The 22,848-nt window shown below is 72.5% G+C and carries 19 protein-coding genes and 1 tRNA gene; 13 read left to right on the top strand and 7 right to left on the bottom strand.

The window, feature by feature from the left end; translation table 11 throughout:
• The first annotated feature begins 128 nt into the window (after positions 1 to 128).
• Both WMF26_RS22910 and WMF26_RS22905 read left to right on the top strand, forming a co-directional pair.
• Positions 129 to 548: a response regulator gene (locus WMF26_RS22910; protein ID WP_237245555.1), complete on the top strand. Its 420-nt coding sequence runs from the start codon at positions 129 to 131 to the stop codon at positions 546 to 548.
• Positions 549 to 657: 109 nt separating this feature from the next.
• Positions 658 to 1,422: a carbon-nitrogen hydrolase family protein gene (locus WMF26_RS22905; RefSeq protein WP_438002031.1), complete on the top strand. Its 765-nt coding sequence runs from the start codon at positions 658 to 660 to the stop codon at positions 1,420 to 1,422.
• Positions 1,423 to 1,468: 46 nt separating this feature from the next.
• On the opposite strand, the gene WMF26_RS22900 is transcribed toward WMF26_RS22905, so the two are convergent.
• Both WMF26_RS22900 and hemW read right to left on the bottom strand, forming a co-directional pair.
• The gene (locus WMF26_RS22900; protein ID WP_438002030.1) at positions 1,469 to 2,410 is read right to left on the bottom strand and encodes a pyridoxal-phosphate dependent enzyme; all 942 of its coding nucleotides are present in this window, start codon (positions 2,408 to 2,410) and stop codon (positions 1,469 to 1,471) included.
• A 73-nt stretch (positions 2,411 to 2,483) separates the two neighbouring features.
• Entirely contained in the window at positions 2,484 to 3,719 is a 1,236-nt protein-coding gene (hemW, locus tag WMF26_RS22895; RefSeq protein ID WP_437339129.1) for a radical SAM family heme chaperone HemW, read from the bottom strand.
• A gap of 353 nt (positions 3,720 to 4,072) precedes the next feature.
• Here hemW and WMF26_RS22890 point away from each other — a divergent pair, with 353 nt between their 5' ends.
• On the top strand, positions 4,073 to 6,247 hold the full coding sequence (locus tag WMF26_RS22890) for a RelA/SpoT family protein (RefSeq protein ID WP_437948250.1): 2,175 nt from the start codon (positions 4,073 to 4,075) through the stop codon (positions 6,245 to 6,247).
• A 9-nt stretch (positions 6,248 to 6,256) separates the two neighbouring features.
• Here WMF26_RS22890 and WMF26_RS22885 read toward each other — a convergent pair whose 3' ends face one another.
• Positions 6,257 to 6,793 carry a YkgJ family cysteine cluster protein gene (locus WMF26_RS22885; protein ID WP_438002029.1) on the bottom strand — a complete coding sequence of 179 codons (537 nt, stop codon included), beginning with the start codon at positions 6,791 to 6,793 and terminating at the stop codon, positions 6,257 to 6,259.
• A 338-nt stretch (positions 6,794 to 7,131) separates the two neighbouring features.
• On the opposite strand from WMF26_RS22885, the gene amrB reads away from it, so the two are divergent.
• Entirely contained in the window at positions 7,132 to 8,397 is a 1,266-nt protein-coding gene (amrB, locus tag WMF26_RS22880) for an AmmeMemoRadiSam system protein B (RefSeq protein ID WP_063823726.1), read from the top strand.
• A gap of 132 nt (positions 8,398 to 8,529) precedes the next feature.
• Here amrB and WMF26_RS22875 read toward each other — a convergent pair whose 3' ends face one another.
• Positions 8,530 to 9,759 carry an FHA domain-containing protein gene (locus WMF26_RS22875; RefSeq protein WP_020736537.1) on the bottom strand — a complete coding sequence of 410 codons (1,230 nt, stop codon included), beginning with the start codon at positions 9,757 to 9,759 and terminating at the stop codon, positions 8,530 to 8,532.
• Positions 9,760 to 10,201: 442 nt separating this feature from the next.
• Between WMF26_RS22875 and WMF26_RS22870 the strand changes: the two genes are divergently transcribed.
• Together WMF26_RS22870 and WMF26_RS22865 are read left to right on the top strand one after the other, a co-directional pair.
• Positions 10,202 to 10,276, top strand: a tRNA-Gly gene (locus tag WMF26_RS22870).
• Positions 10,277 to 10,474: 198 nt separating this feature from the next.
• The gene (locus WMF26_RS22865; protein ID WP_020736536.1) at positions 10,475 to 11,638 is read left to right on the top strand and encodes an AAA family ATPase; all 1,164 of its coding nucleotides are present in this window, start codon (positions 10,475 to 10,477) and stop codon (positions 11,636 to 11,638) included.
• On the opposite strand, the gene WMF26_RS22860 is transcribed toward WMF26_RS22865, so the two are convergent.
• The 3 genes from WMF26_RS22860 to WMF26_RS22850 all read right to left on the bottom strand — a co-directional run bounded on the left by WMF26_RS22860 (position 11,550) and on the right by WMF26_RS22850 (position 14,612).
• Positions 11,550 to 12,758: a pseudouridine synthase gene (locus WMF26_RS22860; protein WP_438002028.1), complete on the bottom strand. Its 1,209-nt coding sequence runs from the start codon at positions 12,756 to 12,758 to the stop codon at positions 11,550 to 11,552. The genes WMF26_RS22865 and WMF26_RS22860 overlap by 89 nt on opposite strands.
• Positions 12,759 to 13,000: 242 nt before the next feature.
• Entirely contained in the window at positions 13,001 to 13,777 is a 777-nt protein-coding gene (locus tag WMF26_RS22855; protein ID WP_437948246.1) for a hypothetical protein, read from the bottom strand.
• A 1-nt stretch (position 13,778) separates the two neighbouring features.
• Positions 13,779 to 14,612, bottom strand: coding sequence for a hypothetical protein (locus WMF26_RS22850; RefSeq protein ID WP_438002027.1), 834 nt, complete (start codon positions 14,610 to 14,612; stop codon positions 13,779 to 13,781).
• Between the two features lie 279 nt (positions 14,613 to 14,891).
• Between WMF26_RS22850 and WMF26_RS22845 the strand changes: the two genes are divergently transcribed.
• The 7 genes from WMF26_RS22845 (at position 14,892) to WMF26_RS22815 (ending at position 22,797) form a co-directional block, all read left to right on the top strand.
• A complete protein-coding gene (locus tag WMF26_RS22845) occupies positions 14,892 to 15,101 on the top strand; it encodes a ribbon-helix-helix domain-containing protein (protein ID WP_020736532.1) in 210 nt (69 codons plus the stop codon).
• Positions 15,102 to 15,411: 310 nt separating this feature from the next.
• Positions 15,412 to 17,214, top strand: a complete 1,803-nt coding sequence (gene lepA, locus WMF26_RS22840; RefSeq protein WP_437339122.1) for an elongation factor 4 — start codon at positions 15,412 to 15,414, stop codon at positions 17,212 to 17,214.
• An 80-nt stretch (positions 17,215 to 17,294) separates the two neighbouring features.
• The gene (locus WMF26_RS22835) at positions 17,295 to 17,945 is read left to right on the top strand and encodes a hypothetical protein (protein WP_438002026.1); all 651 of its coding nucleotides are present in this window, start codon (positions 17,295 to 17,297) and stop codon (positions 17,943 to 17,945) included.
• A 23-nt stretch (positions 17,946 to 17,968) separates the two neighbouring features.
• Positions 17,969 to 19,411 carry a M16 family metallopeptidase gene (locus tag WMF26_RS22830; RefSeq protein ID WP_061621626.1) on the top strand — a complete coding sequence of 481 codons (1,443 nt, stop codon included), beginning with the start codon at positions 17,969 to 17,971 and terminating at the stop codon, positions 19,409 to 19,411.
• Positions 19,408 to 20,772: a M16 family metallopeptidase gene (locus WMF26_RS22825; protein ID WP_438002025.1), complete on the top strand. Its 1,365-nt coding sequence runs from the start codon at positions 19,408 to 19,410 to the stop codon at positions 20,770 to 20,772. Before WMF26_RS22830 ends, WMF26_RS22825 begins: the two co-directional genes overlap by 4 nt.
• 424 nt (positions 20,773 to 21,196) lie before the next feature.
• Positions 21,197 to 22,210, top strand: coding sequence for a collagen-like protein (locus WMF26_RS22820; RefSeq protein WP_438002024.1), 1,014 nt, complete (start codon positions 21,197 to 21,199; stop codon positions 22,208 to 22,210).
• 65 nt (positions 22,211 to 22,275) lie between these two features.
• On the top strand, positions 22,276 to 22,797 hold the full coding sequence (locus WMF26_RS22815) for a hypothetical protein (protein WP_437339117.1): 522 nt from the start codon (positions 22,276 to 22,278) through the stop codon (positions 22,795 to 22,797).
• The last annotated feature ends 51 nt before the right edge of the window (positions 22,798 to 22,848 follow it).

Below are 22,848 nucleotides of genomic sequence, written 5' to 3'. Positions count from 1 at the left end.
GCGCGCTTCGCGGTCCGGCGCTGAGCGTGAGTCAGGCAACCGAGATTACTTCGGCTTGAGCGCGTGGTGCGGGAGGACGAGGTCTGATACCCTCGCGCTTGATGGGCAATGCCCCGCATTCTGGCAGCATGCCGCCACCTTCGAGTGGCCGGGGCCAAGGAACGCTCCTCTACGCCGTCGACGACGAGGAGAGCAACCTGGACCTCATGGACCGGGCGCTCCGCTCCGGCTACCAGGTCCGCACCTTCGGCGATCCGCGCCGCGCGCTCGCGGCGGCGGTGAAGGAGCCGCCCTCCGTGGTCGTCGCGGACTACCGGATGCCTCATTTCAGCGGGCTCGCGCTGCTGCGCGAGCTGCGCCGGCAGGGGCTGAGCTACGTCCCGGTGCTCGTCTGCGCGCCGACCGACGTGGAGCAGATCCAGAAGATCTCCCGGGAGAGCGCGAGCTTCCGGATCATCACGAAGCCCTGGATCGCCTCGGATCTGCGCCGTCAGGTCGACCTCGCGGTGAGCCTGCACCAGCTCCAGGCGACGAAGAACCTCCGCTGAGCCGAGCGCGCCCCGTGACCCTCCGGCGCGCGGTGCACGTCGACATGCCGGGAGCCCCGCCGGCCTCCGCGGCCCCTCGGTCGCGGCGCAGGCGCGCCGGGCGGTGGCGGTGAGCGCCCGCTCCCTCGACGTTGTCGCGCTCGAGCTGCCGCAGCGCTTCGGCGACCTCCGGGGCTCGCTCGCGGAGATCGATCGTCTCCTCGGCGCGCCCGCGCTGGCCGGGGCCGACCTCGCGCTCCTGCCCGAGCTGATCGTCACGGGCTACGTCTCGCCGCGGGGCGACAGCGATCTGCGCCGCTTCGCGGAAGCGCTCGACGGCGAGTCCGCGCGGCGGCTCTCCGAGCTCGCGCGCGAGCACGGCGTCGCGCTGGCGGGCCCGCTCGTCGAGGAGAGCCGGGGCCGCTTCTACAACACCCTGCTCGTCTTCGACCGCGACGGGCGGCGCGTCGGCCACTACCGCAAGCGCCACCCCTGGTTCCCGGAGCGCTGGGCGGCGCCTGGCGATCTCGGGACCCCGGTGCTCGATCTGCTCGGCGTGAAGGTGACGGTCGCGATCTGCTTCGACGTCCACTTCCTCTCCGAGGACGCGGGCGAGGCGCTCGACGCGGCCGATCTGCTGCTCTTCCCGACGGCCTGGGTCGATCCGCCCGGGGAGGGCGACGCGCGCGCCGAGCTCCTCCCCGCGCTCGCGCGGCGCCATCGCGTGGCGATCGTGAACGCGAACTGGGGGCCGTCCCGCCCCGCGCTGGGCGGCCAGGGCGGCTCGCGCATCCTCGACGCCGACGGGCGAACGGTGGCGGCGGCGCCGCCCGGTCCGGGGCCGAGCGTCGTGCGCGCCGCCTTGCGCCTCGGGCAGGACCGGCGCGACAGCTGAGGGGAGCCGAGGGAGCTCGCCCAGCGCCGGCGCGCCGCGAGCGCGCTCAGGCGAACGGGAGCTTGCTCAGGTCGACGTTTCCCCCGCTCAGGATGACGCCGATCCGCGCTCCCTCGACCTTGCGCAGCAGGACGGCCGCCACCGGGACCGCCGAGCTCGGCTCGATGAGGATCTTCATCCGCTCCCAGACGACGCGCATCGCCTTGACGATGTCCTCTTCTCCCACGGTGACGATCTCGACCCCGCGCTCGCGCAGGACCCCGAAGGTGAGCTCGCCGAGCGAGGTCCGGAGGCCGTCCGCGATCGTGATCGGGTCGTTCGAGGGGAGGATCTTCCCCTCGCGCAGCGAGCGGGCCGCGTCGTCGGCCGCCTGGGGCTCGGCGCCGACCGTGCGCGCGCGCGACAGCGCGCTCGTCGCGATGGCGGTGCCCGAGAGCAGCCCGCCGCCGCCGACGGGCGCGACCACGGCGTCGAGGTCCTCCACCTGGCCCGCGAGCTCCAGCGCGGCCGTGCCCTGGCCGGCGATGACGTGCGCGTCGTTGTACGGGTGGACCAGGATCGCGCCCGTCTCGGACAGCACGCGGGCGAGCGTCTCCTCGCGCGACCGGAGCGTCGGGGCGCAGGTCACGATCCGGGCGCCGTAGCCCTCCACGGCGGCGCGCTTCACGGCGGGCGCGCTCTCGGGCATGACGATGTGCGCGGGGACGCCGCGGATGCGGGCGGCGAGCGCGAGCGCGGCGGCGTGGTTGCCCGAGGAGTGGGTGGCGACGCCGCGGCGCGCGTCCTCGTCCGAGAGGGCCAGGACCGCGTTGCACGCGCCGCGGAACTTGAACGCGCCGACCCGCTGCAGGTTCTCGCACTTGAAGAAGACGCGCGCGCCCGCCATGCCGTCGATCGTCCGGCTGGTCATGACGGGGGTCACGTGGGCGTGCGGCGCGAGGCGCGCGGCGGCGCGGCGGATGTCCTCGATCGTCGGCAAGGGGCTCATGGACGGGCATCGGAGCGCGGCCTGCGCCCGACGTCCACCGCGAGCGCGCGGCGCCCGCGAGCGCGGCGCGGCGTCAGAACAGGTCGGCCGCGATGCCGTCGGCGAAGACCCAGGCGGCCCGCGGGACGCTGAGCCGCCCGCCGTCGACCTTCAGGCGGCCGGCGCGCTCGAGCCGCTCCGCGGCCCGCCGTCGCGCGGGCGTCCACGCCGGCACCCCGAGCGCCGCCGCCGTCGCCTCCAGATCGAACCCCTCCCGCAGCCGGAGCCCGAGCATGATCCGCTCGGACAGGCGCGTCTCCGGGTCGAGCCGCTCGTGGCTCTCCACCGGGACGGGCCCGCCGCCCTCGGCCATGGCGGCCATGTACCGATCCGGGCTCACGACGTTCCGGTAGCGGATCGCGAACGCCTCGCCGCCGTCCTCCGCGCCGGCCGAGCCCAGGCCCCAGCGCGGATCCGGGCGCGATACGGTCCCGTAGGCGGCGCACCCGAGCCCGACGTAATCGACGCCTTTCCAGTAGCCGAGGTTGTGGCGCGCCTCGTGGCCGGGCTTCGCGTAATTCGAGACCTCGTAGTGGGCGAGCCCCTCGGCCTCGAGCGCCTCGTCGATCGCGAAGAACGTGTCCGCCACCCCGTCGTCTCCGGCGAGCGGCAGGCGCCCGCGCCGCGCCAGCTCTCCGAACGAGGTGCCCGGCTCGACCGTGAGGCTGTACGCCGAGATGTGGGTCACGCCGGTCGAGGCCACGGCGCGCGCCTCGGCGGCGGCCTGCTCCGGGCGTTGCTCTCGCGCTTCCTCGGCCGTCCCCACCGCGACACCGTAGATGAGATCGCCGCTCACGCGCGGCATCCCGGACCGGAGCGCCGCCGCGAGCGCGCCGAGCCCGCCGTCGGGGTCGTGCAGGCGCCCGAGGAACCGGAGCCGCTCCACGTCGAGCCCCTGAACGCCGACGCTCAGACGGTTGACCCCGATCGCTCGGAACGCTCGGGCCCGCTGCTCGTCGAGGGAGGTCGGGTTGCACTCGACGGTCACCTCGAGGTCGGGCGAGAGGCGGCCGGCGGCCGCGGTGATGGCGGACAGCACCCTGCCCATCTCCTCCGGCTCCCACAGGGACGGCGTCCCGCCGCCGAAGAACACGCTCCGGAGCTCGCGCTCGCCCAGCGCATCCGCCCGCCTCCGGAGCTCGGCGAGCACGGCGTCGGCATAGCCGCGGTGGTCGATCGCCTCCCGCGCCTTCGCGAAAGAGACGAAGTCGCAGTAGGGACACTTCTTGAGGCACCAGGGGAAGTGGACGTAGGCGGTGATCGGCTCCATGGAATCCATGAACATAGGAGACAGCGGATGCGACGGATGCGGATGCGACGGGTGCGATGGGCGTAACGGACGCGACCGACGCGACCGACGCGACCGACGCGACCGACTCGGCCGAGACGACCGACGCAATCGACGTAGCTGACGCGACTGACGTAACCGACGCAACTGACGCAACCGAGGCGACTGACGCAACCGAGGCGACGGACGCGGCCGGGGCGGCCGCTGCGGGAAATGAGAAATGCATCGGCGGCGCGACCTGCGCCGGAGACGCGCATGGTGACACAATTGCGGGGCCTAGATCGCGGTGTTAGCGTGCCAAAGGGAGAGGGCGCATTGCGCCCGCCGAACTCTTCATGCTGACGTTGACGGAGCTTGTCGATCGCGTTCGGACCTACCAGCCGGCTGCAGACGTCGATCTCATCGCCCGGGCTTACGCCTACAGCTCTGACGCTCACAGGGGGCAGACCCGCAAGAGCGGCGACCCGTATTTCTCCCACCCGGCGAGCGTCGCCGCGATCATCACCGAGCTCAAGCTGGACACCGCGAGCGTCTGCGCCGGGCTCTTGCACGACGTCGTCGAGGACACCCTCGCGACGACCACCGACATCGAGAACACCTTCGGCCAGGAGGTGGCGTTCCTCGTCGACGGCGTGACGAAGCTCTCGAAGATCAACTTCGCCTCCAAGGAGGATCGGCAAGCCGAGAACTTCCGCAAGATGCTGGTGGCGATGGCGCGCGACATCCGCGTGCTCCTCGTGAAGCTGTGCGACCGCCTCGACAACATGCGGACGCTCGAGTTCATGAAGCCCGAGGCGCAGGACCGGATCGCCCGGGAGACGATGGAGATCTACGCCCCGCTCGCGAACCGCCTCGGCATCGCGCGCTTCAAGAGCGAGCTCGAGGACCTGTCGTTCAGGTACATCGAGCCGGAGGCGTGGGCGGACCTCTCGCAGAAGGTCAAGACGACCGCGAAGGAGCGCGACAGGTACATCCACGAGGTCTCGAAGGTGCTCGCGGGCAAGCTCGCGGAGCAGGGCTTCGCGGTCGACGTCACCGGCCGCGCGAAGCACCTCTACTCGATCTGGCGCAAGATGCAGGCGCAGCAGTGCGACTTCGACCAGGTCTACGACGTCATCGCGTTCCGCGTGCTCGTCGAGTCGGTCGCCGACTGCTACGCGACGCTCGGCGTCATCCACTCGCAGTGGACCCCGGTCCCCGGCCGCTTCAAGGACTACGTCGCGCTGCCCAAGCCGAACATGTACCAGTCGCTGCACACGACGGTCATCGGGCCCGGGCGCGAGCGGATCGAGATCCAGATCCGCACCCACGAGATGCACCGCGTGGCGGAGCAGGGCATCGCGGCGCACTGGAAGTACAAGGAGAACAACTCCGGCGGCATCGACCCGAAGGACGCCGCGCGGTTCGGCTGGCTCCGCCAGCTGATGGAGTTCCAGAAGGAGCTCAAGGACCCGGCCGAGTTCCTGGAGAGCGTCAAGGTCGACCTGTTCCAAGACGAGGTGTACGTCTTCACGCCGAAGGGGGACGTGCGCGTCTTCCCCCGCGGCTCGACGCCGATCGACTTCGCCTACGCCATCCACACGAAGGTCGGCGAGCACTGCTCGGGGGCGCGGGTCAACGGCGCGATCGTCCCGCTCCGCTCGAAGCTCCGGAACGGCGACGTCGTCGAGGTGATGACCAACCCGAGCCAGCACCCGTCGAAGGACTGGCTCGACTACGTGTCGACCAGCCGCGCGCGCTCCAAGATCCGCAACTACCTGCGCGCGGAGCAGCGCGAGAAGTCGCTCAAGCTCGGCCGCGAGCTCCTCGAGAAGGAGATGCACCAGCGGAGCATGAGCCTGAGCCGCCTCACCAAGAACGAGGCCGAGCTGCGCAAGGTCATGGACAAGTTCGGCGTCGCCTCGGCCGACGAGCTGTTCATCTCGGTCGGCTACGGCAAGGTGAGCGTCCGCGCGGTGTGCGAGTTCCTGGCGCCCACCCCCAAGGAGAACGACAAGGGCACCCCGACGACGCCGCCCGAGTCGATCAAGGAAGGGCGCATCGAGTCGCTCGTCCGCAAGGTGACGGGGCGCGACAGCCCCGGCATCCTCCTGAACGGCATCGACGACGTCCTCGTCCGCTACACGAAGTGCTGCAACCCGCTCCCCGGCGACGAGATCGTCGGGTTCATCACCCGCGGCCGCGGCATCACGGTCCACCGCCGCAACTGTGCCAAGGCGTTCGACACGGACCCCGAGCGCCGCGTGGAGATCTCGTGGGACTCGCGCGCGAAGATCAACCGCCCGGTGCAGATCAAGGTGATGACGGCGAACCGGCCTGGCATCCTCGCGACGGTCGGCCACACGTTCCACGAGCAGGGCATCAACATCAGCGAGGCGACGTGTCGCGCGGGCGACGACGGCCGGGCGATGAACACGTTCACCTTCCTCTGCTCCGATCTCGCGCAGCTGAAGAGCGTCATCCGGCGCCTGCAGCGGATCCCCGGCGTGATGGCGGTCGAGCGGACCTGAGCCGGCGCGTCATCGGCCGCGGCGAGCGCGCGCCCCGCCGCTCGTCCTGGGCGGACCCCCTGCGGCGCCCGGGCCGGCGTCCGGGAGCGCGCGGGTGAGGGGGCGGCCGAGGTCGCCGCCCGGCTCGTGCCGCGCCGCGATCTCCTGCACCTTGCGCACGAGCCGGGTCACGTCGTGGTGGCGCACCGGCGCGCCGGCGGCGGCGCGGTCGCAGAAGAACGTGCGGCACCCGAGCGGCCTCGCGGCGTAGATCGCGCAGCGGCCGGCGTCGGTGAGCAGCGGGCACCGCCGCTCGGCGGCCTGCGGCAGCGCGCGCCGCCGGCCCGGCTCGCCGGCGGACGCCGTCGGCTCGGGCGCCGGAGCCCCGCCGGCGCGCACGACGCCCTGGAGCGCCCGGGGGCCGCCCAGGGCCGCGATCGCGCGCCGGACGGCGGCGAGCTCGACGGACGTCACGTACGGCTCGCGGCCCGTGATGCCGAACCGGCAGCACTCGGTCGAGGCCGGGCAGGTCCAGCCCTGGAAGACCTCCTCCGCCTCGCGGTACACGGCCGAAAGCTCGGCGAGCAGATCGGCTTCACGGGCGTGCGGCTCAGGGGTCGCGGTGCGGCGCATTCGTCAGGGCGGGCGCTCGTGCGTCCGCGCGCACGGCGGCGGCCGGCGCGGGGCGGGATCGGAGCGGCGGATCCCGCGTCGCGAGCCTAGTGCCGCGCGGCGCCGCCGCGAAGCGGCAATCCGCGACCGCGCCGGGAGCGCTGACGCGCGGCACCAGCGCGGCCTTCCCGGAGGCGGGCCGCCCTGCGCCGGCGGACGCCGCCGCTGCCGCGGCGGGGCGCGCGAGCGTCGCGCGCTGGGCGGCGAGCGCGCACGCGCTATCCTCGCGGACGATGTCATCTCTGCGCCCGAAGCTTCGAGCTCTGGAGGTCGTCGTCATCCAGGATGAGCGCCACGGCCGCGCGCTGATGCTGCGCGACACCGAGGGCATCGCCCCGTCCGCCGTCGTCGTGCCCGCCGGGAGCTCCGCGGTGCTCGCGCGCTTCGACGGACGGCGATCGATCGACGAGATCGCGCGCGACGCCTCCCGGTCGACCGGCCAGCGCGTGGACGCCGCCTACGTGGCGCAGCTGGCCGACGAGCTGGAGGACGCGTGGATGCTGGACAGCCCGCGGTTCCACGCGCGCCGGCGGACCGTCGTGCGGTCGTTCGACGCGGCGCCGATCCGGACCGCGGCCCACGCGGGCGGCGCGTACCACGGCGATCGGCTGAAGCTCGCCGAGTTCATCGAGCGCCAGTGCCTCGGGGTCGCGCGGCCGCAGGGCGGCGCGGCGCGCGCCGCGGCCCAGGGCGCGACGAAGCGCATGGTCGGGCTCTGCGCGCCGCACATGGACCTCTGGCGCGCCGCGGCCGGCTACGGGCACGCCTACGCCGCGCTCGAGCAGGCGCTGGCGGCGCCGGGGCTGGAGAAGGTCGACACCTTCGTTCTGCTCGGGACGTCGCACGCGCCGATGCGTCGACCGTATGCGGTCTGCGAGAAGACGTTCGCGACGCCGCTCGGCCCGCTCGAGCCGGATCGCGAGATGATCGCGGAGCTCGGGGCGGCGAGCCGCTTCGACGTGCACGAGGATCAGTACCTGCACAAGAACGAGCACTCGATCGAGTTCCAGGCCGTGTTCGTGCGGCACCTCCTCGGCGACCGCGCGGCGTCGATCGTGCCCATCCTCTGCGGCCTCTCGGAGTGCCAGGCGCGGCGCCGCGACCCCGCGCAGGACGACGGCGCCGAGTCGTTCCTGACCGCGCTCCGCGGCGCGCTGGCGCGGCGCCCCGGCCGCGTGCTCGTGATCGCTGGGGCCGACCTCGCCCACGTCGGGCCGCGCTTCGGCGACCCCGCGCCGCTCGACGAGCGCCAGCGGGTGGCGCTGCGCGATCGCGATCTCGCGTCGATCGAGCGCGCGACGTCGGTCGATGCGCCGGGCTTCTTCGCCGATGTCGCCCAGGACCTCGGCACCCGCCGCGTCTGCGGCCTCGGCCCCATCTACACGCTGCTCCGCGCCCTCCCGCCGTCGTCGCGCGGAGAGCTGCTGAACTACGAGCAGTGCGTCGACCCCGAGGAGGGATCGATCGTCAGCCACACGTCGCTCGGATTCTACGGTTGAAGGTGCGCGCTCGCGCGGCGCGTGTCGTCACAGGGCGAAGCGCGCTCGTCCGCCGCGTTGCGCGTCGCCGTGGGGCGCGCCGGGAGCCCCGCGCTTTCGCGCCGCGAGGCTCCCTGGCGGACGGCGGTCGGCTCAGCCGCGCGGGACCCTGCGGCGCGCGATGTCGAGGCCGAGCCGGTCGGCCTCGCGGTAGATCGCCTGCCGCGACATGCCGAGGGCCCGCGCCGCCGACGCGACGGAGCCGTTGGCGCGGGCGAGCGCGTCCTCGAGGCGGGCGCGCGCGAGCGACGGATCCGTCGCCGGCGGGAGGTTCGGCTTCACGCGCGGGCCGCGCGCGAGCGAGCCCGCGATCGGCGTGACGGAGAGCGGACCGTCCGGCGCGGCCTGCGCCGCGGTCACGATGGCGTTCTCGAGCTGCGGCACGCCGCCCGGCCAGCCGGCGCGGACGAGCGCCTCCAGGAGCTGCGGGGTGAAGCGATCGAGGCCGATCGCGTTGCGCTCCGCGATGTCGCGCACGATGAGCGGCACGTCCTCGCGCCGCATCTCGAGCGTCGGGATCGTGATCCGCTTGCCGGAGAAGAGCGACGCGAACCACGGCGCCACGCGCCCGTCGCCGGCCGCCCGATCGAGGGGCTGCCCGGTCGTCGCGATGATGCTGACGCCGTTCGAGCGGCCGACCGAGTGCGCGATCTCGAGCTGCTGCGGCCGCGGCAGGCGATCGGCGTCGAGGACGAGCCAGGTCATCGGCCGCGCGCCCGGCGGGATGACCGGCTTGGTCTCGGCGCCGCCGTCGACGACCAGGGTCTCGCCCAGGCCCTCGCGCACCGCGGCGGCGAGGCGGGCGAGCGTGCGCTTGCCGACCCCGGGCGCGCCCTCGATGCAGACGCTGGAGCCCGACTGCACGAGCTTCATCACCGGATCGATCCAGTCCTTGCGCTGCTTCGAGCCGAACACGAGCGGCCCGAGGCGCGACGGCGCGCCGTCGTACAGCGCGAGGTGCCGCTCGACGAAGACCGCGAGCTGCTGGCCGAGCCGCACCACGTCGCCGTGCATCACGCCGATGCGGCGGGCGCGGACGCCGTTCACCCACGTGCCGTCGTGGGTGTCCATGTCCTCGATGTAACAACCGTCCGAGCGCACGCTGATCTTGGCGTGCTCCGGCGCGACCCCGTTCCCCTCGATGCGCCCGTCGCGCGCGGCGCTGCCGATCACGGCGCCGTCCATGAGGCTCACGATCCGCGGCGGACCGTCGAGCCCGATCAGGACGAGCCCCCACCCGCCGTCGTCATCCTGTCGCTTGGCGTGGACTCCGGACCGGTACTCCTTCTGAAGGACCGGCGCCGCTGTCTCCGCAACGTCCACTCGCAAAGCAGTCTGTTCGTTCATGCTCCCCCCAAGTCCAAAGGACCTGCCTGGTCGACCCAGGCCAACCAAGAGCGCGCCGAGCGGCGGGCACCCTTATGATGTAAGAGCGCGCCACACGGTGCCGCTGTCGCGAACGCGAAGGCTTTTGTGAGCGGCACCTTGCGCGGTGCTGCTTGGCGAGCCCCCTCGCTCGCAATGGCCACACAATACTCGACCAGAGCGGCCGTGCAACCTGCCGGCGACGGAAGTTTTAAGGTTTTGTTCTTCAGAGCTTGACTCTGGTCACGCCGATTGGTACTCATCCGCCACGCATCGACGGAGGCGCCCTCCGGTGATGACCCGGCGCGAATCAGGAAATCTCTGACGAGCGCTTTCAAATTCGGACAACGGTTCAGTCGGCTGTCTGAAAATGAATTTCTGAATTGGGTGATTGACATCTGCGGGAGTAACTCAGTGGTAGAGTGCAACCTTGCCAAGGTTGACGTCGCGGGTTCAAATCCCGTCTCCCGCTCCACGACATAGGCTCTGCGACAGCGAGCAGACCAGCGAGGCCGGTGCGACCCACCGGCCTCTGTGTTTTGTTCCACCGCTCGGCGCGCGGGCGCCGGGGGGGAAGCGCGGGGCGCGACGGGGCTCGAAGCGCTGATCATGCGTCGATCGATGCGTCGATCGATGCGCCGGGCGGCAGGCCTGTGATACGAGGAGTCGCCTCATGTCCGCTCCGCTCCACGAGCGCCTGCGCCTCCTTGCCCACAGCCTCGAGCGGCAGTTCCTGGGCAAGGACGAGATCATCCGCCTGCTCATGATCGCGGTCGTCGCGGGGGAGCATTGCGTGCTCCTCGGCCCGCCCGGGACCGCGAAGAGCGCGCTCATCCGCACGCTCGCCGAGCTGATGCAGGCCCAGTACTTCGAGTACCTGCTCACCCGCTTCACCGAGCCGAACGAGATCTTCGGCCCCGTCGACATCGGCGCTTTCCGCGAGGGCGTCTACCGACGGAACACGTCGGGGATGCTCCCCGAGGCCGAGATCGTCTTCCTCGACGAGGTCTTCAAGTCGAACAGCGCGATCCTGAACGCGCTGCTCACGCTCCTGAACGAGCGCAAGTTCTCGAGCGGCGGCCAGGTGATCCGCTGCCCGCTCATCAGCGTGTTCGCGGCCTCGAACGAGGTGCCGGGCGACGAGACGCTGACGGCGATCTTCGACCGCTTCCTCCTGCGCGTGCAGTCCGACAACCTCGACGCCTACCACTTCAGCGAGCTGCTCCAGCGCGGCATCCAGCAGGAGATCCGGCACATGGCCGGCGAGCCGCTCCGCCCGCTGGTCGCCGCGCGCGAGCTCGCCGAGCTCGGCCGTGGGTTCGGCGCGCGGATGAACTTCGGCGACGCGTTCCTGTCGGCCTACAAAGGGCTGGTGTTCCAGATCCGTGCCGAGGGGATATCGCTCTCGGACCGCCGCGTCGTGAAGATGCTCAAGCTCTTCGCCGCGAGCGCCTACCTCGACGGCCGTCAGACCACGGACGCGAGCGACTTCTTCGTGCTCAAGCACATCTGGAACAACCAGGATCAGGCGGCGATCCTCGAGGGCATCGTGCAGCCGGTGCTGGAGGCGTTCTTCCGCGAGCACCCGGATCGCCGCCGCGTCGGCGCGCTCGGCGTCGGGGTGGAGGCGCTCGCCGCGGAGATCGACCGCATCCGGCAGATCCTCACGGGGGGCGCCGCGCTCGGCGATGTGCAGCTGTTCAGTCAGCTGAAGGCGCTCGGCGAGATCAAGCAGGCGCTCGCCGGCATCAACGACGCCCGCGCCCGCGAGCTCGAGGCGCGCGTGTCTCAGCTGCTCGAGGCGTCGTTTCGGAGCGGGCGCTTCGCCCAGATCTAGCGCGGTCGGCGCCGGGCGCCGCCGGCGAGCCGCCGGTGGCCCTGGAGCGTGCCCTGGGCGCGGCCGGGCCCGCGCCGGGCGCCGCCGGCGAGCCGTCGGTGGCCCTGGAGCGCGCCCTGGGCGCGGCCGGGCCGAAGCCGGGCGCGCTCGCGGCGTCGGCGCCGGCCCTGGAGCGTGCCCTGGGCGCGGCCGGGCCGAAGCCGGGCGCGCTCGCGGCGTCAGCGCCGGCACGCGCGCGGGCCCGCGGCTGCGCGGGCGCCCCACGGCTGCGCCCGGACGGGCCGGCGGCCTCCGCCGCGCCTCGAGGCGACGCCTTCGCGCCCGACCGGGCCAGGCCGGCGGCGCGGCGATGGTCGACCGGGCCCGACGACGCGCCCATCACCGCGCCACGGATGCGCTTGGGCACGCCGAACGCCTCGCGGATGTGGAGGAGCTCGTCCACCGTCAGGGCGCGCCACTCCCCCGGCCGGAGCCCTTCCGAGCTCACGCCCGCGAACGTCGTCCGGGCCAGGCGCATCACCGGCCAGCCGGTCGCCTCGCCCATGCGCCGGATCTGCTGGTTGCGGCCCTCGCGGAGGGTCACCTCGAGCCACGTCTTGTCGCCCTCGTGGCGGAGCACCCGCGCCTCGGCCGGCAGCGTGACGCCGTCCTCCAGGCGGATCCCCTCGCGCCACGGCGTGAGGTCGTCCTCGCTCATGACGCCCTGGACCTTCAGCACGTACGTCTTCGGCACACCGCCGCGCGGATGGAGCAGCCCGTTGGCGAAGTCGCCGTCGTTCGTCATCAGCAGGATGCCGCTGGTCGCGAAGTCGAGCCGACCCACGGGGTAGAGGCGCGCGCCCGTGCCGCGCACGTAGTCGGCGACCGTCGGGCGCCCCTCGGGATCGCGCAGGGTCGAGACGACGTTCCGCGGCTTGTGCAGGGCCACGTAGACCGGCGCCTCGGAGACCAGGCGCTTGCCGTCGACCTCGATCCGGTCCTTCTGCCGGTCCGCCTTGAGGCCGAGCTCGGTGACGACGCGGCCGTTCACGCGCACCCGCCCGGCGAGGATGAGCTCCTCGGCCGACCTGCGCGAGGCCACGCCGGCCCGCGCGATGATCTTCTGCAGACGTTCTTCCATGGTGTGCTCGGGACCTGCGCCGACGCTGCGATGCCGGCGGGCGGCTCTGATAAGCACGCCCCTCGCGCCGCGTCGACCAACGTTGGTTCCGCGCGCTCCTCACGCCCGAGCCCGGCGTCGGCGCCGGCGCGCCCAGAGGTCGGCGGCGGCGAACGCCCGCGGCCCGGCAGCGCCGGGGCGCGGGCCGCAGGCGAGGCCAGGCGGTCGGGATCGGCCTCCAGGCCGGCCGGAGGAGGCGCGCGCTATTTCTTGTCCTTGGCGGGCTCCGCGCTCCCGCTGCCGCCCGCGGCCTCGTTCGCCTTGTCCGCGGCGGCTTGATCCTCCGCGGCCTTCTTCGCGGCCGCCGCGGCGGCCTCCTCTTCCTTCTTGCGCTCGTCTTCCTCGACGCGGCGCTTCACCTCGTTGTCGTGGTCCCACCGATCGACCCGCTCGTCGGCGTCGATGTCCACGCCCATCCGCTCGAGCCGGCCCATGCGGTAGATCTCCCACACGTCCGGCTTGCCGTCGCGGTTGGTGTCCCGCTTGATGCGCGCGAGCTTGCCGCCGCTGTAGTACTTCCACTCGTCGGGGTTGCCGTCGCGATCGGAGTCGATCCTCACCTCGGCCAGCCGCCCGCCGGCGAACGTGAGCCAGGTGTCGATCCGGCCGTCGTAGTTCGCGTCGGACTCCTCGTGCAGGCTCTCGCCCTTGTCGTTGTACCTGCGGACGACGTCCTTCACCCCGTCGAAGTTGGTGTCGATCTCGCGGCAGACGAGCGCCCGGTGGCGATCCTCGCCGGTGCCCACGATCTGGTAGACGCGCCGCACGTTGGGCTGGATCGCGCCCGGCCCCGCGGTCTCGCTCGCCTCGCGATCCTGTCTGCCCTTCCAGTCGCACATCGAGCGATCGTCGATGCTGCCGTCGGCCCTGCGCGCCGCCTCGACCTTCGGCGCCTTCGTGCCGTCGAACCCCGGATCCGAGCCGCACGCCGCGCCGAGCAGGCCGAGCGCGGCGAGCGCGATGAGCGCTTGTCTCCTCATGTCACGGTCCCTTCTTGTCGGCCGGCGGGCTCGCGGCGTTGGCAGGGGAGGGCGCGGAGCCCGCGGGCGCCGCGCTCGCCGCCGGGGCCGCGCCGGCCGGGGCCGCCGCGCCCGCCGGCGCACCGGCCGCCGCCGGCTGCCCCGGCGCGGCGCCCGCGTCGCCCGCCGGGGGCGCCGCGCTGGCCGGCGGAGGCGCGGCCGCCTTCGGCGCGCCGTACGACTCGGCGCAGAGATCCACCACGCTGTTCGGATCGGGCTTGCCGTCGGCGTTCTGATCGCTCGCCACGACCGCGCACTTCGGGTCGTTCGGGTTGTTGAACTGCCACCACTGGTCGACGATTCCATCGCCATCGGAGTCGCGCTCGCGGCGCGCGAGGCGCGGCCCCTCGTAGTAGTCCCAGGTGTCGAGCTTGTCGTCGAAGTTGGTCTCGCGCTCCTTCAGCACCACGGCGCCGCGCTCGTAGTGCGCGATCTCGTCGGCGCGCCCGTCGCGGTCGAAGTCCGACTCGCGCCGGCGCTCGAGCCCCTGGCCGTCGTAGTAGATGAAGGCGTCGATCGCGCCGTCCAGGTTCAGGTCGACGACCCGGCAGACCTCCCGGCCATCCTTGTTCACGTGGATGATGTCGGGCGTCCCGTCGCCGTTCACATCGACCTTCTGCGCAGCGGCGGAGTCCTTCTCGCAGGGCTCGTGGACGATCGCCGTGTCCCGCTCGCCGGTCGCGCTCTTCGCGCTCTTTGGCTCCGGCGTCGAGGACGCGCAGGAGGCGACGGCGGCGGTCATCAGGGCCACGAGCAAGCACCTGGGCGACGGCCAGGTGAGCGGGAATCGCGTCATCGAGAGATTCCTCCGGCGGGCCCGGGACCTTCGGGACAAGCTCGGCGCGCCGGGCGAGCCGTCCCGACGCGGACCAGCTTCGGCGGCAGTCTAGACCGCCGTCCGTGCGCACATCAAGAAGCCCACAGGAGGCGACCCGCCGGCCAGCGCGCTCGATCCCGGGCCATCGCTGACCACCGTCAGCGCCATTCCGATTGACAACATACGTACCGGCATCTAGGGTAACGTCTTGTCAGTCGTACCCATCGAGACTGGCGGGTTTACCCTCCCGGGCGTGACATGTCGCGGAAGAAAGTCTCGACGACCATCTACATCACGCCCGAGCAGGCCGAGCGGCTGAAGATCCTGCACGAACGCACCAAGGTCCCGATCGCCGTCTACATCCGCGAAGGGATCGACATGGTTCTCAAGCACTACGAGCACGTGCTGCCAGGGCAGATGTCCCTGGAGAGCACGCCGGTCCCCCCGCCGCCGATCCCGAAGAAATGACCCCGACCGGGGGCTGACACGCCCTCCCGGCCAGACAGCCCGCGTCCTCGGTCCCGGAAGCGGCCGGAGGCGACCGGGGAGGGCGGGCGCCCGGACGCAGCGCGCTGTCGGGGCGGATAGCTTCGCGGCGCAGGTCGCGCTAGGAGCAGGCACGCCGCGGTCCACCATTTCCCGCGGCGCTCGCAGCGCGACGTGCTGCGGTTCGTTTCTCGGAGGGTCACGGACCTCGGGTCCGCTCCTTCGCATCCCGGTCGAGGCCGCGCGCCGCGGCCGCTAACGCTGGTCAGGTCGCCGCGCCCTGAAGCTCGCCATGCCCGTTGACGCCAAGCTCATCCGCAACTTCTCCATCATCGCCCACATCGACCACGGCAAGTCCACGCTCGCCGACCGCATCCTCGACGCGACCGGGGCGCTCACCGCCCGCGAGCAGAAGGAGCAGTTCCTCGACAAGATGGACCTCGAGCGCGAGCGGGGTATCACCATCAAAGCCCAGACCGTGCGGCTCGATTACGCCGCGAAGGACGGGCAGACCTACCGGCTGCACCTCATCGATACGCCCGGGCACGTCGACTTCAACTACGAGGTCTCGCGCAGCCTCCAGGCGTGCGAGGGCGCGCTGCTCGTCGTCGACGCCAGCCAGGGCGTCGAGGCGCAGACCCTCGCGAACGTCTTCCTCGCGCTCGACAACAACCTCTCGATCGTCCCGGTCCTCAACAAGATCGACCTCCCGTCCGCCGACGTCGAGCGGACGACCCGCGAGATCGAGGACGTGATCGGCCTCGACTGCTCCGGCGCCATCCCCGCCAGCGCCAAGACGGGGATCGGCATCGCGGAGATCCTCGAGGCCGTGGTCGCGCGCGTCCCCGCGCCCAAGGGCGATCCGAGCGCGGCGCCCCGCGCCCTCATCTTCGACAGCTGGTACGACAGCTACCGCGGCGCGGTGGTCATGGTGCGCGTCGTCGACGGCGTCCTCCGCAAGGGGCAGAAGGTCCGCTTCATGGCGACCGGCCGCGACTACGAGGTCACCGAGATGGGCGTGTTCACGCCCCACGCGACCGCCATCACCGAGCTCGGGCCCGGGGAGGTCGGCTTCCTCGTCGGCAACATCAAGAGCGTGGTCGACACGAAGATCGGCGACACGGTGACCGACGCCGTCCACCCCGCGACGACGCCGCTGCCCGGCTTCAAGGAGGTCAAGCCGATGGTCTTCGCCGGGATCTTCCCGACGGACTCGGCCCAGTACGAGGACCTCCGCGACGCCCTGTCGAAGCTCCACATGAACGACGCGGCGTTCGTCTTCGAGCCCGATACGTCCGAGGCGCTCGGGTTCGGCTTCCGGTGCGGCTTCCTCGGCCTGCTCCACATGGAGATCATCCAGGAGCGGCTCGAGCGCGAGTACAACCTCGACCTCATCACGACCGCGCCGAGCGTCGTCTACCACTGCTTCCTGAACGACGGCTCGATGAAGTCGATCGAGAACCCGGCGAAGCTCCCCCCGCCGAACCTCATCGATCGCATCGAGGAGCCGATCTTCCGGATGACCGTCCACGTGCCGTCGGCGTACGTCGGCGCGGTCCTCGCCCTGTGCCAGGAGCGGCGCGGGGAGCAGAAGTCGATCCAGTACGCCTCGTCCGACCGCGTGATCATCACGTACGACATGCCCCTCAGCGAGGTGCTCTTCGACTTCCACGACAAGCTGAAGAGCGTGTCGCGCGGCTACGCGTCGATGGACTACGAGCTGGTCGGGTACCGCGCCGACGACCTCATCAAGCTGGACATGCTGGTGAACGGCGACCCGCTCGACGCCCTCAGCGTCATCGTGCACCGGGAGAAGGCCTACGCCCGCGGCCGGGACCTCGCCGTGAAGCTCAAGGACATCGTGCCGCGCCAGCAGTACGAGGTCGCCATCCAGGCGGCGATCGGGTCGAAGGTCATCGCGCGGACGACCGTGAAGGCGATGCGCAAGGACGTGACCGCCAAGTGCTACGGCGGCGACATCAGCCGCAAGCGCAAGCTCCTCGAGAAGCAGAAAGAGGGCAAGAAGCGGATGAAGATGGTCGGCAGCGTCGAGATCCCGCAGGAGGCGTTCCTCGCCATCCTGAAGATCGACTGAGGCGCGGGGCGCCGCCGCGCGCCGCGCCGGCGCGGCACGCGGGCGTGGCGGCGCGCGGCCCCCGCCCGTATAAGCCGCCCATGCAGCCCGCCCCCGCCCGCCCGCGCGCTCGCCGCGCGGCGCTCCCTGTCCTCGCCCTCGGCCTCGCCGTCCTCGCGTGCGACGACCCGCGCGCCCCGGCGCCGGGGGCGTCCGCCTCGGCTCCCGCTGCTCCCGCGCCGGAGGCCGCGGCCAGCGCCGCGCCGGCGCCGAGCGCCGCCCCGGCCCCCGCGACGGCGCAGGCCCCGAAGCGGGACATGCCGCCGCGGCCGGTCCCGATCGGCTCGAGCGGGCCGATCCAGCCGAGCGCGCCGGCCGAGCAGCAGATGATGGCGATCCAGTACACGCTCGCCATGGTGTCGCCGCAGCCGACCGATCCCCTCGTGGACAAGGCCTACCTCGAGGGCATCCTGCCGAAGCTCGCCGCCGCGGCGCGCACCGCGGACAAGGGCAAGACGCCGCCCGACCCGGTGAAGGCGACCAAGGGGAACCGGAAGATCGAGGTCGACATGGGCAAGGGGTGCACCGAGCGCACCCCGTCGAACCTGCTCGCGCAGCGGGCAGGCTCGTCTCTCAAGGCGGCGTACGACGCCGGGATCCTCGTCGTCTCCTGCCACGACTCGCTGTGGGAGTGCCACCAGTCGACGCGGGATCCGGACGACGTCCTGTGCCACGCAGCGCCGCGGCGCTGAGCGTGGTATGGGCTGCGTCTGCCATGCAGGAGACGCTTGCCTACTCGGTCCCCGGCGCCAACGCGCTCCCTCGACCGGATCCGCTCGCCGAGATGCTCGCCGAGCTGAACCAGAACCGCCCGCCGCTCGCCCGGCTGCGCCACGACGCCACCATCGCCTTCGGCCCCGCCATGCGCGTCGAGCGCTTCTTCCTCGGCAACGGGCTCAAGGTGCTCGTGCTCGTCGACGCCTCGGCGCCCGTGGTCTGCTTGCAGACCTGGTTCGGCGTCGGCTCGCGCCACGAGCGCGTGGGCAAGACCGGCATCGCCCACCTGTTCGAGCACCTCATGTTCGGCGAGACGGAGAGCGTCGCCCACGGCGCGTTCGACCGGATGCTCGAGGAGGCCGGCGCCGAGACGAACGCGGCGACGTTCCTCGACTGGACGTACTACCACACGAACCTGCCGAAGGACGCGCTCGAGCTCACCCTCCGCCTCGAGGCGGAGCGCATGGCGCGGCTCGTCCTCCGCGACCCCCAGGTGTCGAGCGAGAAGGAGGTCGTCGCCAACGAGCGGCGGCAGCGGGTCGACGACGACGTCGACGGCGCGGTGAGCGAGCTGCTCTACAAGGAGGCGTTCACCAAGCACGCCTACGGGTGGCCCACCATCGGCTGGATGGCGGACATCAAGGGCTTCACCACCGACGACTGCGTCGAGTTCTACCGGACGTATTACGCGCCCAACAACGCGGCGCTGGTCATCGTGGGCGACGTCGCGCTCGATCAGGCGCTCAGGGCGGTGCAGGACCACTACGGCGCGCAGGAGCCGTCGAAGCTCCCGGTGGAGGACGTGTGCCCCGAGCCGCCGCAGGTGGCCGAGCGCCGCGCCGAGGTGGCGAAGCCGACCGCGACGCACAAGGTCGCGATCGGGTACCGCTCGCCGGCGCTCGGCGACTTCGACCACGCGCCCCTCGTGCTGCTGAACGAGATCCTCTTCGCCGGGCGGTCGTCGCGCGTGCACCGCGCGCTCGTGCAGGAGCAGGAGATCGCGAGCGAGATCCGCGGCTGGGTCGGCTCGTTCCGCGACCCCGCGCTATACGACATCTACCTGTCGGCCCGCGGCGCCCACACCGGCGACGAGCTGCTCGCGGCCCTCGACCCGCTCCTCGAGGCGGTGTGCCGCACCCCGGTCGCCGAGGCGGAGCTCGACCGGGCGAAGGCGCGCATCGAGCTCTCGGTCCTGCAGGGGCTCGAGACCGTCGCCGGCAAGGCCGAGCAGATCGGCTTCTACGAGACGGTGCTCGGCGATCCCGCGGCCCTGTTCGAGCGGCTCGGGGCCTACCGGCGGGCGACCGTGGGGGATCTCCTGCGCGTGGCGCGGCGCTACCTCGTGACGTCGGCGCGGACCGTGATCCACGTGATCCCGGACGGGTCGGGCGACGAGGACGACGAGGGCGGCGAGGACGCGGAGAGCGAGGAGGCATCGTGACCCAGAGCGTGAAGGGCGCCGTCGCGTGGGGCGCCGAGGGGCAGGGCAGGGGAGCGCCGGGCGCGCGCGTCGCGCCGCGCGACGGCGCGGTGCTCGTGGAGACGAGCCACGCGCTCCCCATCGTCAGCATCGTGGTCGCGTTCCGCTCCGGCTCGGCGCACGATCCGGTCGGGCGCGAGGGGCTCGCCCGGATCACGGCGCGCATGCTCCGCCGCGGGGCGGAGGGCTACAGCGCGAACGAGATCGAGGAGACGATCGACGCGCTCGGCGGGGAGTTCGGCGCGGACGTGGCGACGAGCGCGACCACTGTGCACTTCGAGGTGATCAAGCGCTCGCTCGACAAGTTCATCGAGCTCGGGGCCACGCTCCTCGCGCGCCCGACGTTCTCGCCGCCCGAGCTCGCGCGGCTCCTGCGCGAGGCCGAGGCCGAGCTCATCGAGGCGCGCGACAGCGATCGCGCGCTCTGCAGCCGCGCCTTCCGGCGGACCCTGTTCGCGGGGCACCCCTACGGCCGGCGCATCGCGGGCACCATCCCGACGCTGCGGGAGATCACGCGCGACGACGTCGCGGCGTTCTACGCGCGGCACTACACGCGGCGCAACGCGCTCGTGGCCATCTCGGGCGACATCGAGCCCGGCGAGGCGCACCGGGTCGCCGAGCGCCTCCTGTCCGGCCTGCCCGAGGGCGAGGCGATCCCCGATCCGGTGACGGATCCCCTGGCCAGGCCGGGGCGGTGCCTCGTGTTCGTCGACAAACCCGAGCGGACGCAGACGCAGATGGTCATCGGCGGGCTCGGCACCGACGCGCACGACCCGGATCACATGGCGCTCCTCGTCGCGAACACCGCCTTCGGGGGCACCTTCTCGTCGCGGCTGATGCAGGAGGTGCGGGCGAAGCGCGGCTGGTCCTACGGGGCCTCGTCGCGGGCGGGCTTCGACCGGCACCGCGACGCCTTCACCATGTGGACCGCGCCCGCGGCGCAGGACGCGGCCGCGTGCCTCTCCCTGGAGCTCGGCCTGCTCGAGGCGCTCCGGCGCGACGGGATCACCGAGGACGAGCTCACGTTCGTGAAGCGCTACCTCGTCCGCTCCCACGCGTTCGAGATCGACACCGCGCGGAAGCGCGTGCACCAGAAGCTCGAGGAGATCCTGTACGACCTGCCGGAGGGGTACCACGAGACCTACCTGAAGCGGGTCGAGGAGGTCACCCTCGAGGAGGCGAACGCCGCCGTGCGGCGCCGGATCTCCGAGGACGATCTCGTGATCGGCGTCGTCGGGACCCACGCGGAGATCGGCGAGGCGGTCGCCGCCGCCGTCGCGAGGCTGACCGAGGTGAAGGTCGAGCCGTTCGACCTCGAGTAGCGCGGCGCCGGCGATCTCCGGCGGGCTCGCCCGCGCAGCGGATCGGGGCGCGTCCGCTCGAGGCGCACCCCCGCGCGCCGGGCGCGCGCCCGGCCCGGACGCTCGGCCCGCGGCGGCGCCGCCCAGGCGACGCCGCGTAGCGGTCAACTCTGCCCAGAGAGAGCCCCCCATGAAGGCGGGAAAGCGGGAAAATCATTAGGGTTTTCTTCCCGCCTTCGGGTTCGAATTCGACCACTACCAACGCGAGCGCGGCCGCAACCGGCCGGTGACCTCCGGCATCGAAGGCGCTGCTCCTTCGCGAGACAGGGCAGAGCTCGCCGCGCCCGAGGATTTCCGGCCCCCCGGGCCGCGCTCGTCCCGCGCGCGACGTGCGCCGCGGCGCTCCCTGGCGCCGGCTCGCGAGGGCGAACGACGGGAGCTCGCGATGAAGGCACGAACGATCAACGCGCTGGTCCTCGCGGCGGCGACCGCGCTCTCCGGGCCCGCCGCCGCGGCGGTCCCGCTCACGATGACCCATCAGGGGCGCCTGTTCGATGCGGCAGGACGGCCCATCGACGACACGCTCGAGGTGGTGTTCGCGTTCTACGACGCGATCGACGCCGCCGTGCCCATCTGGAGCGAGATCCACACCGTCACGTTCGACCACGGGTACTTCTCGGTCGACCTCGGCGAGCTCACGCCCGTGGACAGGCCGGTGTTCGAGGGCACGGCGCGCTACCTGGGGATCCGGGTGGGGGACGATCCCGAGATGACCCCGCGCGCCAGGATCGCGAGCGTCCCGTACGCGCTCCTGGCCAGCAACGTCGCCGGCCCCATCACGCCGAGCTCCATCTCGGTCGGCGGCCGCCTCGTCATCGACAGCGGCGGCATGTGGGTCGGCGATCCGGTCGGCCTGCAAGGCCCGCCCGGCCCCGCCGGTCCGATCGGGCCTGCGGGGCCGCCGGGGGGGCCGGGCGAGCCAGGGCCGCCGGGCGAGCCGGGGCCGCCGGGCGAGCCGGGGCCGCCGGGTCTCCCGGGGACGGCAGGGCCGCCGGGGCCGCCTGGCGTGGTCTCGAGCACCTCCGTTTCCGGCGTGGGCGCCGACCCGCGGGCCACACTGCAGTTCCTCGCTGCGCCTGCCACCGTGAGCGTGACCGACCTGGGACAGCGCGTCTTCGTCGTGTCCAACAAGGCGCTCGGCGCCGCGGCGTCCCCCGCGGACCGGCTCTTTCTCTGGATCTGCTCCCAGCAGATCCAGCCGCTCGGCGACATCCACCCGACCGGGACCGGCGTGTACGCGCTCCGGGTCCCGGCGAACACGAGCGTCAGCATGGGGCTGAGCGCGGTGCTCTCGCTGCCCCCCGGCCAGTACAACGTGGGCCTCTGCGGGAGCTCCGAGAGCCCGTTCTGGACCAACAACGACTATTCCTACACCTCCGCCGTCGTCGCCATGGAGTAAGGTCGGGCGGGGCGGCCAGCCCCGCGCCGCGCGGCCTGCGCGGCGCCTGGACGGCGTTCTCCACCATGCAGAAGGAGCTGATGACCCCCGCGGCGATCCTGCTCGGCAGCGTCGTCATCGCGACGGGTCTCTACCTGGGGCTCCAGCGCCCGGCGCCCTCCTCCGGGCCGCCGCCCGCGGGCGCGGAGGCCGCGGCCGCCTCCGTGAAATCCCCGCCGGCGCCGGCGGACGCACAGCCTCCGTCGCAACCTCACCCGGCCCCGGCCGCGGCCCCGCCGGCGCTGCCGCGCGAGCTCTACAAGCGCGTCGAGGCGGACGCCGTGAAGGCGCTCGAGGCGCGGCGGCCGCAATTCCTGAAGCGGTGCTGGGAGCCCTCGGTCCGGAAGAACCCAGCGCCGCCGCGCGCCAAGTACCTCTTCAGCATGACCTTCGACGAGTCCGGGAAAGAGATCGCCCGCGGCATCAGCGAGGTGCGAGGGATGGAGCGCCCCGACGCCGCGCAGTGCCTCCGGATGATCCCGCTCGGGATCGGCGTGCCGCCGCCCGGGACGCGCGTCGCCGTCGAGATCGAGATGGTCCTGCCGTGAGCGCGCCGCCCCCGCGGAGCGCTGGCCGCCGCCGCGCCGCTCGGGCGCCGG

Source organism: Sorangium sp. So ce185, from assembly GCF_051526825.1.
GTDB lineage: Bacteria > Myxococcota_A > Polyangia > Polyangiales > Polyangiaceae > Sorangium > Sorangium cellulosum_D.
The sequence above is the reverse complement of the archived record's forward strand: the minus strand, read 5'-3'. Positions and strand labels throughout refer to the sequence as shown.

What these genes read in the sequence shown, in the direction of transcription:
- WMF26_RS22850 (WP_438002027.1), bottom strand. Translation starts at nt 14,612, where the DNA reads ATGACGCGATTCCCGCTCACCTGGCCGTCGCCCAGGTGCTTGCTCGTG.
- WMF26_RS22910 (WP_237245555.1), top strand. Translation starts at nt 129, where the DNA reads ATGCCGCCACCTTCGAGTGGCCGGGGCCAAGGAACGCTCCTCTACGCC.
- WMF26_RS22830 (WP_061621626.1), top strand. Translation starts at nt 17,969, where the DNA reads ATGCAGGAGACGCTTGCCTACTCGGTCCCCGGCGCCAACGCGCTCCCT.
- WMF26_RS22890 (WP_437948250.1), top strand. Translation starts at nt 4,073, where the DNA reads ATGCTGACGTTGACGGAGCTTGTCGATCGCGTTCGGACCTACCAGCCG.
- WMF26_RS22900 (WP_438002030.1), bottom strand. Translation starts at nt 2,410, where the DNA reads ATGAGCCCCTTGCCGACGATCGAGGACATCCGCCGCGCCGCCGCGCGC.
- WMF26_RS22835 (WP_438002026.1), top strand. Translation starts at nt 17,295, where the DNA reads ATGCAGCCCGCCCCCGCCCGCCCGCGCGCTCGCCGCGCGGCGCTCCCT.
- WMF26_RS22855 (WP_437948246.1), bottom strand. Translation starts at nt 13,777, where the DNA reads ATGAGGAGACAAGCGCTCATCGCGCTCGCCGCGCTCGGCCTGCTCGGC.
- WMF26_RS22820 (WP_438002024.1), top strand. Translation starts at nt 21,197, where the DNA reads ATGAAGGCACGAACGATCAACGCGCTGGTCCTCGCGGCGGCGACCGCG.
- WMF26_RS22865 (WP_020736536.1), top strand. Translation starts at nt 10,475, where the DNA reads ATGTCCGCTCCGCTCCACGAGCGCCTGCGCCTCCTTGCCCACAGCCTC.
- lepA (WP_437339122.1), top strand. Translation starts at nt 15,412, where the DNA reads ATGCCCGTTGACGCCAAGCTCATCCGCAACTTCTCCATCATCGCCCAC.
- amrB (WP_063823726.1), top strand. Translation starts at nt 7,132, where the DNA reads ATGTCATCTCTGCGCCCGAAGCTTCGAGCTCTGGAGGTCGTCGTCATC.
- hemW (WP_437339129.1), bottom strand. Translation starts at nt 3,719, where the DNA reads ATGGAGCCGATCACCGCCTACGTCCACTTCCCCTGGTGCCTCAAGAAG.
- WMF26_RS22845 (WP_020736532.1), top strand. Translation starts at nt 14,892, where the DNA reads ATGTCGCGGAAGAAAGTCTCGACGACCATCTACATCACGCCCGAGCAG.
- WMF26_RS22815 (WP_437339117.1), top strand. Translation starts at nt 22,276, where the DNA reads ATGCAGAAGGAGCTGATGACCCCCGCGGCGATCCTGCTCGGCAGCGTC.
- WMF26_RS22860 (WP_438002028.1), bottom strand. Translation starts at nt 12,758, where the DNA reads ATGGAAGAACGTCTGCAGAAGATCATCGCGCGGGCCGGCGTGGCCTCG.